Annotated in this window: 11 protein-coding genes and 2 pseudogenes; 2 read left to right on the forward strand and 11 right to left on the reverse strand. The window is 35.3% G+C overall.

Annotated elements, in window-relative coordinates; genetic code table 11:
• Positions 1-76: 76 nt before the first annotated feature.
• From ACU1LP_RS17840 to ACU1LP_RS17850, 3 genes and pseudogenes are all read right to left on the reverse strand, one after another.
• A pseudogene (locus tag ACU1LP_RS17840) lies at positions 77-427 on the reverse strand (DUF3875 domain-containing protein); the annotation flags it as partial.
• An 8-nt stretch (positions 428-435) separates the two neighbouring features.
• On the reverse strand, positions 436-735 hold the full coding sequence (locus tag ACU1LP_RS17845; RefSeq protein WP_445734571.1) for a hypothetical protein: 300 nt from the start codon (positions 733-735) through the stop codon (positions 436-438).
• A 48-nt stretch (positions 736-783) separates the two neighbouring features.
• Positions 784-1,071 carry a hypothetical protein gene (locus ACU1LP_RS17850; RefSeq protein ID WP_445734572.1) on the reverse strand — a complete coding sequence of 96 codons (288 nt, stop codon included), beginning with the start codon at positions 1,069-1,071 and terminating at the stop codon, positions 784-786.
• A gap of 177 nt (positions 1,072-1,248) precedes the next feature.
• Here ACU1LP_RS17850 and ACU1LP_RS17855 point away from each other — a divergent pair, with 177 nt between their 5' ends.
• Positions 1,249-1,911: an N-acetylmuramoyl-L-alanine amidase family protein gene (locus ACU1LP_RS17855; protein WP_445734573.1), complete on the forward strand. Its 663-nt coding sequence runs from the start codon at positions 1,249-1,251 to the stop codon at positions 1,909-1,911.
• 100 nt (positions 1,912-2,011) lie between these two features.
• Here ACU1LP_RS17855 and ACU1LP_RS17860 read toward each other — a convergent pair whose 3' ends face one another.
• From ACU1LP_RS17860 to ACU1LP_RS17875, 4 genes are all read right to left on the reverse strand, one after another.
• Entirely contained in the window at positions 2,012-2,674 is a 663-nt protein-coding gene (locus ACU1LP_RS17860; RefSeq protein ID WP_445734574.1) for an ATPase, read from the reverse strand.
• A gap of 211 nt (positions 2,675-2,885) precedes the next feature.
• Positions 2,886-3,212: a hypothetical protein gene (locus ACU1LP_RS17865; RefSeq protein WP_445734575.1), complete on the reverse strand. Its 327-nt coding sequence runs from the start codon at positions 3,210-3,212 to the stop codon at positions 2,886-2,888.
• A gap of 9 nt (positions 3,213-3,221) precedes the next feature.
• Positions 3,222-3,500, reverse strand: coding sequence for a helix-turn-helix domain-containing protein (locus tag ACU1LP_RS17870; protein WP_445734576.1), 279 nt, complete (start codon positions 3,498-3,500; stop codon positions 3,222-3,224).
• Positions 3,501-3,556: 56 nt separating this feature from the next.
• The gene (locus tag ACU1LP_RS17875) at positions 3,557-5,446 is read right to left on the reverse strand and encodes an IS1634 family transposase (protein ID WP_445736950.1); all 1,890 of its coding nucleotides are present in this window, start codon (positions 5,444-5,446) and stop codon (positions 3,557-3,559) included.
• Between the two features lie 239 nt (positions 5,447-5,685).
• Between ACU1LP_RS17875 and ACU1LP_RS17880 the strand changes: the two are divergent.
• Positions 5,686-5,922 (forward strand): annotated as a pseudogene (locus tag ACU1LP_RS17880) (IS5/IS1182 family transposase); the annotation flags it as partial.
• Between the two features lie 30 nt (positions 5,923-5,952).
• Here ACU1LP_RS17880 and ACU1LP_RS17885 read toward each other — a convergent pair.
• From ACU1LP_RS17885 to ACU1LP_RS17900, 4 genes are all read right to left on the reverse strand, one after another.
• Positions 5,953-7,515: a glycoside hydrolase family 10 protein gene (locus tag ACU1LP_RS17885; protein WP_445734276.1), complete on the reverse strand. Its 1,563-nt coding sequence runs from the start codon at positions 7,513-7,515 to the stop codon at positions 5,953-5,955.
• A gap of 200 nt (positions 7,516-7,715) precedes the next feature.
• Positions 7,716-9,431, reverse strand: a complete 1,716-nt coding sequence (locus ACU1LP_RS17890) for a RagB/SusD family nutrient uptake outer membrane protein (RefSeq protein ID WP_445734275.1) — start codon at positions 9,429-9,431, stop codon at positions 7,716-7,718.
• 16 nt (positions 9,432-9,447) lie between these two features.
• The gene (locus ACU1LP_RS17895; RefSeq protein WP_445734274.1) at positions 9,448-12,672 is read right to left on the reverse strand and encodes a SusC/RagA family TonB-linked outer membrane protein; all 3,225 of its coding nucleotides are present in this window, start codon (positions 12,670-12,672) and stop codon (positions 9,448-9,450) included.
• 415 nt (positions 12,673-13,087) lie between these two features.
• Entirely contained in the window at positions 13,088-14,905 is a 1,818-nt protein-coding gene (locus ACU1LP_RS17900) for a glycoside hydrolase family 20 protein (protein ID WP_445736951.1), read from the reverse strand.
• Positions 14,906-14,952: the final 47 nt, after the last annotated feature.

The raw sequence follows: 14,952 nt of genomic DNA on the forward strand, positions 1-14,952 counted from the left end.
AAAAATGGAATGAACGTATCAGAAGCGTTGAAACTTATCGCTAAAAATGAATTTCAGTTTGAAAACTGATTAGTTACGATTTATTATGTGGCAGGGTAAAAAATAAATAGGATTGGTGTTCTAAATAGTCACGACCCTTAAAATAGTCATGCGTTGCTTGTTCCAAAAAACTTTCATTTGGTAACTGAGCTGCATCATAGATTTTTTTTCTGTAAATATCCTGTTTATGGATGACCGTACTTACCGGCAAGGATTTAAAGGCCTGGAACCATGCCCCGTGCAGTTCCTCAAAGTCGGTTTCCGATAGGGAATAGATTTCTGGAAGTTCACAGTGGTAGCATATCACAACATTGCCATTATTGGCAAATACCATATGCTCTTGGATATCCAAAATGGGATTGTAGTCTGAAAGGTTGATGCGTTTCATTATAAAATTTACGTTAAATGCCCATTAGGGTCTTCATACTCAAAGGCGCTTTGCTTTTTGTTGCTAATAGCCTGTGGAAACACTTTTTTAAAGTGCAACAAGGATGGATTTCTAGTGAAGTGTGTCAGTCCGATATATAACGCCCCATTAAAAACAAAGACGCCAATGATGACCGAAAAACTAAAGCAGAAAATAACGAACAATAACGAACCGATTACGGCTGTCATCATAAGCGCGAACAGTGCTATGGGCAAGCCCATAATCACTGCACGCTTTCTAATGTTTTTATAAATCTCAAATTTCTTCATTGAATTTTCTTGATGGGCATTTTTAAATACTTAAATACCGCTTAGCGGTTAGACTACGATGGTTATGAGGTAGGTAAATATGCCTACAACAGCTCCAGCGATAAGCACGAATACCAACACCCGGGTGATACCCTTTTTTAAATCGGCATTCTCTCCAAAGAAATGGCCTGCGTTGAACAGGAAGCCGATTAAAAATATAACGCCCAAAATAATGGGGAAGATGGTTCGGATGGTATCGGAAACATCGTTTACGGAAGCTTCAATGCCTCCAATTTGTGCAAAAATGGAAGTTGAAATAAAACCCAATAACAAGGTTAGATAGATTGATTTTTTCATAAGAATTAAAATTTAATTTTTTAATGGTTTTGATTTATGAAAATTACAATATATTTGTTTTTAAACAACTGATTATCAATATTTTAATAAAATAATATTATTTGATTTGCATTGTTTTTAATTGCAACTAAAAGACATTAAATCTTATGGTTTTGAATACTAAAAAGAACCTTAATTATGAAAAATAATTCGAAAATGAATCTCAAAAACGTCGTATTTCTTCTAGCGATGCTAAAAATCTGTGTTGTTTTTGGTCAAAATTTTGATGCACAGAAAAGAATTGTTATTGATGTCGGACATGGTGGAAAAGATTCTGGTGCGATTGGTATTAATGGCATTCAGGAAAAAGTGGTGGTTTTAAATATTGCCAAAGCAATGATCAGGCTCAATAAAGCTGTTTTGGATGATCGATTGGATATTTATTTGACCAGATATTGCGATACGTTTGTTGCACTTTCGGACAGAAGTCGCTTAGCTAAAGTTTTAAAAGCGGATGTGTTTGTTTCGTTGCATTGTAACGCTTCTAAAACCGTTGCCCGTGGATTAGAAGTTTTTGGGTATGCTGTAGAACATCGGAATACCAAGGCATACAATTCGTTGGGCGTATGTGTATTAAACGAGATCAATCAGAAATTAGGGCTAAAAAAACGAGGGATGAAGTTTGCTAATTTTCAGGTACTACGGGAAACAGCTTTTCTCTGTCCAAGCATCCTCATTGAAACTGGGTTTGTTACAGATTCCCATGAAGCCTATTATTTTTTAAAGTTTAAAAACATAGAAGCCATAGCTTTGGCTATTTTAATGGGATTGTATCACTATTTTTTAAATACAGAATTATGACAGCATTATTTGAAGCACTCCTAAAACATTTGAAAGCCATCATCTTGGTTGTTTTCAAAGAAATACGCTTATGGATTAAAAATATAAAACCGTAAACCAATCATTTACGCTTATCGCCACTGCCCCTATCAAAGGCAATCAAGTTAAACAGCTCACGCATTCTGGAGCGTACCCGATTCCCATAGCGTGTTTCCAATTCCTGGGCGTTTAGGTTGGTGGTAGCATGGGTCTTGACACCATGTTCCAAAAACAGATCGTACCTAGAGAGCATCACTTCACCGAGCACATTACAGTCCTTACCGTAATGCCTTCCGATTGGTTCCACCCCTAAATCATCAAAACAAAAATAGTTGGTGCTCCCATAATCCTCAATGGTTTTATAGCCCACATGGTTAAATCCAAAAACAATGTTCCTTGCAGGTATGATTTTATAAGGCTTTTGATGCGGAACGATGTACCTCAGCAGTGTCATCAAACTAGTTTTCCCACATCCAACAGGTCCGGACAGTAAAATCCCTTTTTTTAAGTCGATACCTAGACGTTTGCAGTTTGCTGCATCTTTGATGGCATAATTGCATAGCTTAAACAGAATCTCGCGATCCTCTTCAAATATTCTGAAGGTCTCGCCTAATACCAACTTGCCTTTGGCATTCAGATAGACCAGCATTTTTTCAAAATCGTATAAAATCAGGTTATCTTGAATAATCCCTAGTTCGTATTTTTCACTCCCTTCAATGATGATATGTGGTTTGGGCTTGCTCATAAAGGCTCGTCATAATTTTTATTGGCACTGGTCTTTAAGTTGTCCTGATATGGGAGAGTTGAGTCCTGTTTGTTTTCAGTTTTAAATTTTTTAAAACTTAAATTTTTTAAATTTTCCGGTTTGTTTAAGTTTTTATAGTTTTCTATAGTTTGTATATGTTTGTTTATACGTACCAGTGCTTGTCCACTGCTTGTCTCGATATTGGTACGACTTAAGTACAGAGCTTGTCCAGAGTACTTGTCCCAAAATCGAACATCTTGATTTTACTCCCTTTAAATGGGTTATGTGATGGTGTGTAAAGAATATAACTCCAATGGCTTAATTCCTTGATACAGCGGTGATAAGTGCTTTTGGAACCAATCTTGGAAAACGACATGACTTCCTCACGGTTGATGTAAAATTCATCTTTAAAGAAATTAGTGTTCCAAAACTGGAACAAGGCCACATAAAGACTGATATGCGTCGGGTTGAGTCTGCTATCTATAGAAAATTGCAAAAACACAGCATTAAGGTGTTTGATATAATTGACATCTTCCAAAATAACGTTTTAGAATTTATTATGAACTCTGTTCTTTTCCAGTAATTGCATGATTTCCTGATAATCATAGTACAAGACCCCACCAACCTTGGTATATGGCAATGTGCCATTGATGCGAAGGGTTTGCAAAGTGCCTGGAGAGATCCCTAATAGGTCCCTGACTTCCGGTGATTTGAGCCATTTTTTCGTTAATTGACCTGATTGGTTTTTTAATAATTGTTTAATGCCATCCAGTAATTCCATTTTGAATTCCAGAAGGTCTTCGGTGGTAATGATTGTTGCTGCCATACGCTTGTTTTTGTAATCTAAGCCGCCAAGGGTTTCCTTTTTAACCCACTTTGCAGTTAACCGGGCGATAAGTTTTGTAAAATAGGGATTTTATTTTTTTTGAGTTCCGAACTGTGTACTACAGATTTTCGTTTTACGAAGGGATAGAATTTGTAGTTCAAGGCTTTGTAGATGGCTTGTACCTTTTCATTTGGTTCCGAGCATCTTCTTATAAATATCGTTTCATCTTCTTGATTTTTGCCTGATGTTGTTACTGTTTTTTGGGTGTTTCCAATGCGAACTATCTCTTGCCAGTCGTGGTTGATCCCTTTTTGTTTCAATTGGTACCGGATCGTGTTCACTAACCAATATGCCAGCAATCCCAAGTGTAAATGGGCCATCGTTGATTCATCATTTTTATGATAAATTGGGCGAAGGTCCAAATCCGTTTTCAGGGCTCGAAACGTTCCCTCAATTTCACGAATGGTATTATAAACGGCCCAAAGTGTTTGTTCGTCTTTTGGAGCAAGATTGGTCCTTACAAAATATACGCCCAGATTTTCATTGTTAATTTGGTCTGTTCTTTGATTTTTGGTATAGATCATTTCGGTTACTATGCCCTTTTCATTGGATTTTACTTCAATAGAATAGTTTTTGCTCGCTGATGGATATTTTTGAATAATCCTACCAATACGTTGGTTGATCTTGTCTGTTTTTTTGACCGAATGTTTTTTGACCAGTCCTATTTTTATGTGTTCCAGGCCTTCTTCAAATCGAGTCTCAAACTGTGTTTTCACCGCTTGTTCTTTCAGTGCTTTGCCAGGGCTTTTTACTTTTAGGTAATAATCCGTAACCTTGTCCGAACTCACGCTTTGAAGCGTTAATACCTGCTTGTTCTTGGTTTCCACACTTTGCGAAGAACTGCCCGCTACCGGTTTGCAATCTTTTATTTTTGATCGGCTTACACATACATGATCATAGCCTTTTGCTTCCAAAAGTGCCAAATTACCGTCCGTAGCAATGCCCGCATCCAGTACCACTAATGCTCTTTGGTTGTGGCTGGTCTTGATTCTTAAATTGTCGATAATGGTGGGCAATGTAACGCTATCGCCAGTGTTCCCCTCAAAAACATTGGAGTATTTTATAAATCCTTCGGGATTGGTGACCAATGCCAAAACAATCAACTTGGCATCACTTCGTTTTTCTTTGCTTCGACCAAATTTCGCTAATTTGCTGTTCTTTTTTTGTCCTTCAAAATAGGTGTTTGTCAAGTCATAAAGTAATATTTTGTCCTGAATATCAAATAGCTCATTTGTTTTTATTGATAAATGCTGTTCTAATCGGTCTTTTATTCCATACAGCTTCAATGCACTTTGATACAATTTGTCTTTGGTCATTTTTTCTAACGGAAAGCCCGTGATTTCGCAAATAGCCGAATTCTCTTGTATCCAACGACTGGTCCTCAATTCTGAAAACGGGTAAACGGCACGGCTAATAATTTGCGTAAGTGCCAGTTGTATTTGAGATGCTTCCCAACCCAATTTTTCTAAAAAAGTTTTGACTTTGAGTTGCTCTAAGGTTTGATAACCAATCCATTCTGTTCCTATTTCCCGAACATCTTTGTTTCTGATAGTTTCCAAATCAACAAGTCTTTTACGTTTCTCAAGGGCAATCTCGGGCAAGTCAATTCGTTTTTTCTCTATCATTTCCTGCCAAAACCGCTCTACATACCCCGTGATTTTTTGATCGTTCTCTACAAATAAATTTGATTTTCCTTGGGCTTTATCCGTTAGTTGTTTCTGGATTTTATTGTGGTCTCCTGCTTTCAAATTATGGAGGAAGCCTACATTCAACATGGTGCTATGACAGATTATCCCTTCAAAATTTCGATAACTTTCTACCAGTCTGTAATATCCACAGCTGGTTTTGAGTTCAGAATTATATCGCATGGAAACTTTGAAATACATTTTACAAAGTACCAGTATTGAACGCTCATTATCAATACCCCCCTGTGTACTACAAATCAAAATGAATCGAAAACAGGGCGTTTCAACGCTTTTCCCCTTAATTTACCTCTAAAACACTCTTTTTTTTAACACTTTAATATAGTTTTTTAACATTTCGGCTGCAATGTGGGTTAAGAAGTGGTAATTTTTGAATGCTTTTCATGTGTTTATATTATTTGTTTTTTATCGGTCATCCCGTAGTCATGGCCAATTTCGCAGAAAACAAGTGGAATGGAAATAGCGAAAACGATTATTATTTTGACGAGAAATTATATAAAGAACGATATTCTGTGGAGCGCACCAATGCTTGGATGGACAGCTTTCGCTCTTTGCTGAACAGGTTCGACACAACCATAGCCAGTTGGAAAGGCTTTAATTTTTTAGCCTATATAGTAATTGCCTTGAAAAAATTCTATCCTAATAAAAACTTTAAATGAGTTCACCTAGAAAGTTGAGAAATTAAAACATTATTGAACTTCAATTTCAAAAAATTCACTTTGATTACCAGTTCTGTCAACAGCAGTAAGACCTACTTTAATTATTGGCTGTTTATTTTTATCTTCTATGTTTTGAAAAATATAGGATTTAGTATTTTTATCTAAAATAATGTGATCCCAATTTTCGTCTTTAAATTGATAGTATAAAACCCACCTAAATACATCAAATTCGTTATTATGATTCCATGTTAAATGTAGTTTTTTTTCTTTCCTCTTAATCAGAAGTAATGGTTTACTTGGAGGAAGATTATCTAACCAAGAAGAAGGGGGCACTAATGCCGATTTACTATATGGTCCATTAAGCAACGCCTTAGATAAGGTGTCATTTCTTATTAATGGTTCAATGCTCCAATGGATAGTACCTTTGCTGCTGGGTAATAGCCCTCTGGTTATCATAATTTGATTTAATGTTTCGTTGGCATTGAGATCTTTTAAAGTAGCATACGTGCTAATACCTGGCCAAAGGTGTCTTTTTTTTGTGTTTTCACTTTGCCACCACCCTAAAAGCACGGGGAAACTTTGATCTATTTTATTTATTTTCCAGTACAATTGCGGTGCAAAATAATCTATCCAACCTTCATTAAGCCAAAGTTTTGCATCTGCATACAAACGTTCATATTGGTTAAAACCTTTTATGGACTCGGGAAATCCTGGTTTCCAGATTCCAAAGGGGCTTATGCCAAATTTAACATATGGTTTCACTGCTTTTATTTCAGTATAAACTTTTTTTACAAAGGTATTAACACTTTGCCGTCTCCAGTCAGCTTTGGACAAACTTCCTCCAGAATCAAAGTAGGCATTCCAACTTTTATCATCGGGAAAATCCTTACCATTGTTATAGACTTCGTAAGGATAAAAATAATCATCAAAATGTACTCCATCTATATCATACCTTTTCACAATATCTAAAACAACAGATAATGATTGATCTTGAGTTCCTTGCAATGAAGGATCCATCCAATACATACCATTTTCCAATTTAACAACTAATTCAGGATTCGTTTTTACCAGCGATTTATCGCTTATTTCTCCTCCCTGAGTGTGATGTGCTCGGTATGGATTGAGCCATACGTGCAATTCCAAACCTCTTTCATGTGCAGCTTCCACCCAAAACTGCAAAGGGTCATAAAAAGGCTCAGGCGCTTGACCCTGTTTCCCAGTAAGGTAATAAGACCATGGCTCTAATTGGCTATAATACAAAGCATCTGCTTGTGGACGCACCTGAAAAATAACTGCATTAAAATTATTATTTTTTAAACAATCCAATAGTATTAAAGCCTCCTTTTGCTGGTCAGCACTAGACAGCCCAGGTTTACTTGGCCAGTTTATATTGGCTACGGTAGCCACCCACGCTGCTCTAAATTCCTCTATATTATATGGGGTTTTTGGATTCCATTGGATGTTGTTTTTTTGTTTTTGGGATGTTATAATGGATTCATTATTATTATCTGCAATCTTCTTTGAAGGATTACATCCAAGAATTAAAACAATTAATATTATAAAAAATTCCAAGTATTTATTAATGACCTTCATTTGAGTTGTTTTTTAATTTGATTATTACATAAATAAACAATTTAAGTAAATTTTTATTAGAAGAACATAGTTAAAACCAAGTACTAAAGCCCGAAAATCATTACTCTTTCTTATTTTAGGTCAAAAATTATTCAAAAAAAGTTCTTGGAGAATGAATTTCCCAAGAACTTTTTTTGAATAAAACATGCTTTTTATTAAAACTAGTTCCAACCAGGGTTCTGCTCTAACACAACTCCTTGATCACTATAGAGTTTAATTTGATCTATAGGGATTGGGCTTAAATACACCCTAGGATTATCAAAAACACGAATTGCTGAACTAGCAGATGCAGGAATAATATAACCTTCATTGCCATTTGTTAGCTTTAATGCACTCAAGTTAGCCGATGGATAATCTGATTTAACAATCCAAGCACCTTCGTTAATATCGGGATTTAATACCATATCCAAATATTGAAACTTTTTCCATCGTTTTAAATCGTCAAATCTATAACCCTCCATCATGAGTTCTATTCTTCGTTCTCGTCTTATTTCCCAAATCAACGCTGGAACGTCTGTATCCCTTGTTGGATCATTGTAAACCACACCTCCAACAGCTGGTAACCCCCCAATAACTTGTAAATTTGGCAGATTAATTCCAGTGCGTTTTCTTAAAATATTAATGGATTTGTCTAAATCTTGTTGGGTAACGGCAGCACCGCCAACTGTAGCTAGTTCTGCTACGGCTTCAGCATAAATTACCAATACTTCGCCATATCTTATAATGGGTGCATCAGTAGGATTCAGGTTTGAGCTTCCTTCTGGAAGATCCTTTATACTTTCGTTCAAAAATTTGTGTGTTGCAAAAGCACTTGTAGAATAGTTAGAAGCTATTCCAAGAATACGAAGTTGCGTGGACACAAATGTTTCATATATTCTAGGGTCTCTATCGGTCATAATGTTAGTTATTCCCTTATCTCCTTTGTAAAGCGGCGATAACGTTACAGGAAGTCCATCTTTAGATAAATATGAATCGATAGCATCTCTAGAAACACCCGTTTGGGCCTCTTTATTGTTATATGAATTAAGGGAATGTGTTAAAATACCCGGTTCATATTGGCGAAATAAAATAACTTCTTTGTTAGTCGATAGATCTAAAGAATTAAACACGGCTCTATAATTTGCCAATGAAAATTTAGCAGAAATTATAACTTGTTCAGAAGCCGATTTTGAAGCTGTTAAATATTGATTGGCTTTAGCGGTGTTGTTTTCATGATATTTTTGCCAAGTACCTTCATATAACATAATGCGTGCCAAGTATGCTAAAACAACTGCCTGATTTACCTCTAATCCATTCGTACCCGTTGCAACTCTAACATTGGATGCGGCAAATTGAAGGTCTTCCAATACTTTGTCCATAACAATAGTACGGTCTTCACGTTTTTTATATAGCTGCTCATTATCTAATTCACTAATTTCATTACTGTAATAAGGAACATCTCCGAATTTGAATACTAAATCGCTGTATTCTAATGCTCTAAAAAAACGACCAACGCCTGTCCAATGGTTAATGGCCTCTTCGCTCATAGGTACAGTTTGTACTCTATTTATAAAAATATTGGCTTTTCTTACCCAAGCAAAACTCCAGCCTCCCCCTGAGGTTGGTACTTGTAATGTAAATTGAGCTGGATTAGAAGGAGCAAAATCATCGTTAAATGACTGTCCTGAAAAATAATTTCCAAAAGTAAATCCTGATCCATATCCTGTAAAATAATTTGCATAGAACCCAAAGGCAAAGGTTTTTACATTGCCCTCACTGCTCCAGTAAGTTTCATCTACCAGTAAATCTTGGGGTGGTACATCCAAAAAGGTGTCTTCACAGCCAGTAAACAATACTAAGCAAATGAAAATTTTTATTAAATTATATCTTGTTTTCATATTATAAGTTTTAAAATTATAGTGATGCCTGAAGTCCAAAAGAGAACTGTCTTCTAAAAGGATAAACTCTACCAAAAGTGGATGAATCGTTTGCTCCTGCAGCAGTTAAGCCAATTTCAGGATCTACTGGCACTTGTATTCCGGAAAATTCAAATAAATTTTCGCCACTTACATACATTCTTAGTTTATTTATGTGAATTTTATTCGAAATGGATTTTTGTAAAGTATAGCCTAACGTTATATTTTTCATTCTAAGATAGGACATATTCAATAAATATTTTGATTGCGGTAAAAAATTCATGGCGTTATTACTTTGTTGCTGATCGTTTGGCCTTGGGTAATAAGCATTAGGGTTGTCGGGTGTCCAATAATCTAATTGGTGATCAAACCAAGCTTCGCCATACCGAAAGCCAGGAATTGCCACAGGACCATTAGCCCAAAAATCTTGCTTACCTACACCTTGCATAAATACTCTTAGATCAAACCCTTTAAAATCTGCACTTAGTTGAATACCGTATTGGTAACGTGGTGTTGTGTTTCCAATAACTTTCATATCGCCCGAATCGCCAACTGTGTTAGAGCCAAAGTCTATTTTACCATCGCCATTTAAATCTTTGTACTTAATATCGCCAGGGCCGTATTTAAACCATGCGTTTTCAAACCTAACCTGTGTGGGCACTCCAGTGGCATAGGATCCGTCTGCATTAAAATCTTCAGCTGTAAAAAATCGATCTGTTTCATACCCCCAAATTTCCCCCAATATCTTTCCTTCATAAAAGGAATTGATATTGTTTGTGGTATTTGAAAATTTGGTTAATTTCTCTTCATAATCTGCTAATGTTACCAAGGCATTTAATTTTAGTCCGTTACTAAATTCATGGTTAAAATCTATGGCCAACTCCCAACCTTTTGTTTGTAGTTCCCCAAAATTACGTCTTGGAGCCGCTGTTCCAAAAGTACTTGGTAAGGTGACCCCATTACTGTGCATGTCGCTAACAGTTCTATCATACCAATCAAATACAAGTCCCAATTTATTATCGAAAAATTTAGCATCCAAACCAAAATCTAAAGTAGTTACTGTTTCCCACGTTAAATCGGAAGGTAAAGCACCTGGGGTTCCTACGGTTACTTGATTTTGACCACCAACTAACCAGTTAGAATTGCTAGAAGACATAATTCTGTAAATACTTGATAAATAGGTGTTTTGATTACCAACAGAGCCATATGAACCTCTAAACTTTAAGAAAGACAATGTAGGTTTAAGCTTATCCATAAACGCTTCTTCAGTTAAAATATAACCTGCTGAAAATGATGGGAAATAGCCCCATTTTTTGTTAGAAGAAAGTCTTGATGAACCATCATAACGTGCATTTGCTTCAAGCAATAATTTATTTTTGTAAGCATAATTAACACGACCAAAAAAACCAAGCGTAGCCCATTTATCCCTATTTCCTGCAACAAACTGATCGCCTGTTGCCAATGCTAACTCTCCTTGATTTGGATTTAATAAATTTCTTCTTTGAGAAGATTGGTTCCAATATTCATATTGCTCCATATCACCACCATATGTAAATTTAAACGAATGATTGTCCGATATAGGGAGATTGTAAGTTAAAAATGCTTTGGCAGTATTTCTTCTACTCCAATCGCTAATATATTCTACACGATTGAATGCGGGACTGCTGTACGGTACATATGAAAAATTAGCACCTTGAGCCCAAAAATTATAGGCAGACAAAACGCCTCCTACTTGTTTTTCATGTTGTTCAACCCTGTCGTGCGTGAAATCGAAATTAATATCTAAGTTTTCCGTAGGTGCAATTGTAGTACCAAGATTTATTCTGGAAAAACTTCTATTACTTTCATTCATTTTTGCTTGAGAAACTTCATTAATATGGTTTCTAAATGGTAAACCTTCAAAAGTTCCATATGGGTAGTATGCAGGCCACCTTGTAGTGTAATACCATGCATCATACGTTTCACTTCCAAAATTAAAAGGTTTGGTAGTAACCGAATTGTTATTTAAAACCTTAGCCCTCACATCCAACCATTTATTTATAGTGGTATTGATACTGAAATTTATGTTATAACGCTCAAATTTATCAGGATTTGTTTTATATACTCCACCTTGATTTAAATAACCCAAACCTAAATAATAGTTGGTATTTTCGCTGCCTCCAGAAATAGCGAAATCTTGCTTTTGTTGTAGTGCCCATTCCTTAACAAATAATTCAGTGGGGTTCCATGGTCTATAAAAAAACAATTGGCCGCCTCTTTTTTCGAAATCTCTGCCTTCTACCATTTCCATTCCTAAGTCTTGCCCACCATACAACTCTTCCCATTCGCGCATCTTATCAATGGCAATCCTGTCTAAAGTCATTCCAACTATACCAAAGGAGTTTAAAGAAGGAATACGTCTATTAACAGCTGCAAATGCCATTTCAGCACCTTCGGCAGCAGGCGCTACCTTTGGAGTTACCGTTGGTTTTGCCCATGAAAAGTTATTGGAATAACTAATAGTAGGTGCCGTATTTCTTTTACCGTCTTTTGTGGTAATGAGAATAACGCCCCAGGCTGCTCTAGCTCCATAAATGGAAGTTGATGCAGCATCTTTTAGTACGGATATATCTTTAATATCCTCTGGGTTTATGCCTTGTAAATCGGTAACTTCCACGTTATCCACAAGTATGAGTGGCTGCGCACCACCACCAGTTCCTAAAGTACCTACCGCACCCCTTAACCTAATGGCTGGATTTGCACCAATTTGACCACTAGGAGCGGTAATTGTTAAGCCAGGAGTAACGCCTTGTAAACCTCTAGCAACATCTGTAATTGGTCGAGATTCCAGTACTTCGGTATCGATGGTGGTTATTGCACTGGTTACATTTCGCTTTTTTTGATTTCCATAGCCAACAATGACCACCTCATCTAACCCCTCAACACTTACTTGCAAAATGACATTAAGGCTTGTTTTGTTGCCTATTAAAATTTCTTGTTGAATAAACCCAATAGAAGAAAACACTATTTTAGTGGTGTTGTTATCGGGCACTTCTAAAGTGAATTTACCGTCAAAATCTGATATAGCTCCCTTAGCCGTACTTTTTACATAAACATTGACTCCTGCAATGGGCATACCATCCGAACCAGAGATTTCTCCTGTTATTTGTCTTGTTTGCCCCCATAGCTGTACAGTACATAACAGCAGCAAAAACAAACATGTTTTTTGAAATTGTTTTTTCATAATTTGAGTTGATTTAAATTAAGTTAGTAATTAATTTGCTTATTTAAATTATAAAGAATTGAAACTGGGACATTTTATCGAAACTTTATAATAATTGTTGTTTTAATAAACCTCAAATAGAGAGTATTAATCTCTAATTTAAGTAAATATTTAATTAAAAATCCAGAAAATCTCCCATTAAAACTTTTCAAATATAGTAAAAAAAACCTAATATGCAATTTTTTTGCGGTTTTTTTGCGGTTTTTTACAAAAAATCGTTTTAATGATAGTAAAATCATTTTTAAATGCGGTTTATTGCAGTTTTTATGCAAAATAAAATAGTTAAAAATATTAGTGTTAATGATTTTTAAAATAAGATTAAAAAGATATTTAACTTTTTAACAAATAGTATTCCAGTCCTTTAAGTGGTGTTTTTTTAATTAACCAAAATTTCATCAACAAATAACCATGCATCAGTCCCTTTTGGTGTTGTTTTTATATTAGTTGCAGATATTTTTAAAAAACGTGCAGTTGTTTTCTCAAAACTCATTTTAAAATCTTTCAATTCTGAGATTGGATTAATGGCAAAAAAATGTTCAGTTTTTGCTATTTTAGTGTAATTGACTCCGTCTGTTGATGCATAAACCTCAATAGTGTTTGGGAAATATATATTACGCCCTTGATTTTCTATTGAACCCATCGTTACTTCTTTTATGGTTTTTTCATTTTCAAGATCAATTATAACTTCCATGTCCTTTTTTAACCAAGCCTGCCATTGCCCATCATGATGGTTTTTTGTGCCTCTAATGAGGTTAACTAAACCTAAGGCTTCGGCACCTTTATAATTATCATCATAAGGTGAAATATAATTTACTTTGCAAGCTACAGCATTATGAAATTTAATAGTGTCCAAAAATATTTTACCAATAGGCTTGTTGTTTTTGAATAGTGATGCTTTTACTATTGTAGTTTCTTTAAATCCCAATGGTTTAGTATACTTAATTGCATTTTCATTAATGTTTTGATTTCCCAAAACATAACGAATATCCGAATTTGAAAATTCATTTATTAATGATAAGTAAACTTCTTTTTTATCCAAATCTACTTCCGTTGTTGGATTTACCAAATAAATACTTTTGGCATAATTTATATCCAGCTCTTTATAGCGTTCAAACATGGTTGTTATTCTAGAAGAAAAATCATTCCAGTCTCGCAATTCTTTTGGACTCCATAAAACTTCTGCCATGGCTGCTAATCTTGGATAAATCATATACTCTGATTGGCTATTGTTTGGAATATATTCAGCCCATAAATTAGCTTGCCCCCCTAAAATATGTTTTGTCTCTGCAACTGTCATAGAATCTATAATAGGATCAAATTCGTACACTTTACTTATTGGAGTATAACCCCCAATAGCTAAAGGTTCTTCATTTTGATGGCCTTGATGATGATCAAAATAACAATGAGTATTTGGAGTCATTACAACATCATGACCTTGTTTAGCGGCTTCAATACCCCCTTTTACACCTCTCCAACTCATTACCGTAGCATCTGGTGCCAAACCCCCTTCTAATATTTCATCCCATCCAACCAATTTTTTTCCTTTCGAATTAATATACTTTTCAATTCTTTTTACAAAATAACTTTGTAGTTCATGAGGGTTTTTTAAATTTTCTGTTCTCATTCTTTTTTGGCAATTAGGACATTTCTCCCAATTGATTTTGGTAGCCTCGTCACCACCTATATGAATATATCGTGAAGGAAAAACATCTATTACTTCGTCCAGAACATTTTCCAAAAATTCAAATGTACTTTCTTTTCCAGCGCAATAAATATCAGTAATTGGCCAAACACTACCTGAGGGCACTCCTATAGGGTCTTCAAAACAAGATAACTCGGGATAAGAAGCTATTGCACTACTAACGTGCGCTGGCATTTCAATTTCTGGAATGATTTCCACATTTTTTAATTGGGCATATTTTACGAGTTCTTTTAAATCTTCTTGAGTTAAATAGCCACCATAAGTACCTTTGTCTAGTGAACTAACGGGTAGTCTAGCGCTCCAAATAATATTTTCTTGATCCACTCTAAAAGCACCTACTTCTGTTAATTTCGGATACTTTTTAATTTCCATTCTCCAACCTTGGTCATCAACTAGATGCAGATGCAAAACATTCATTTTATGCATAGCTAATCTATCAATAGTTTCTATTAAATAGTTTTTATGGGTGTACGACAAATTTCCATTTTCCAAAAAATATTATCTTTGACCTAAAAACCGATGAGCAGAAAATCACAAGC

The organism is Mariniflexile sp. (assembly GCF_052728615.1).

Excerpts from the sequence above, each read along its gene's own strand:
- ACU1LP_RS17845 (WP_445734571.1), bottom strand. The coding sequence starts at position 735 with ATGAAGAAATTTGAGATTTATAAAAACATTAGAAAGCGTGCAGTGATT.
- ACU1LP_RS17850 (WP_445734572.1), bottom strand. The coding sequence starts at position 1,071 with ATGAAAAAATCAATCTATCTAACCTTGTTATTGGGTTTTATTTCAACT.
- ACU1LP_RS17855 (WP_445734573.1), top strand. The coding sequence starts at position 1,249 with ATGAAAAATAATTCGAAAATGAATCTCAAAAACGTCGTATTTCTTCTA.
- ACU1LP_RS17860 (WP_445734574.1), bottom strand. The coding sequence starts at position 2,674 with ATGAGCAAGCCCAAACCACATATCATCATTGAAGGGAGTGAAAAATAC.
- ACU1LP_RS17870 (WP_445734576.1), bottom strand. The coding sequence starts at position 3,500 with ATGGCAGCAACAATCATTACCACCGAAGACCTTCTGGAATTCAAAATG.
- ACU1LP_RS17875 (WP_445736950.1), bottom strand. The coding sequence starts at position 5,446 with ATGTATTTCAAAGTTTCCATGCGATATAATTCTGAACTCAAAACCAGC.
- ACU1LP_RS17885 (WP_445734276.1), bottom strand. The coding sequence starts at position 7,515 with ATGAAGGTCATTAATAAATACTTGGAATTTTTTATAATATTAATTGTT.
- ACU1LP_RS17890 (WP_445734275.1), bottom strand. The coding sequence starts at position 9,431 with ATGAAAACAAGATATAATTTAATAAAAATTTTCATTTGCTTAGTATTG.
- ACU1LP_RS17895 (WP_445734274.1), bottom strand. The coding sequence starts at position 12,672 with ATGAAAAAACAATTTCAAAAAACATGTTTGTTTTTGCTGCTGTTATGT.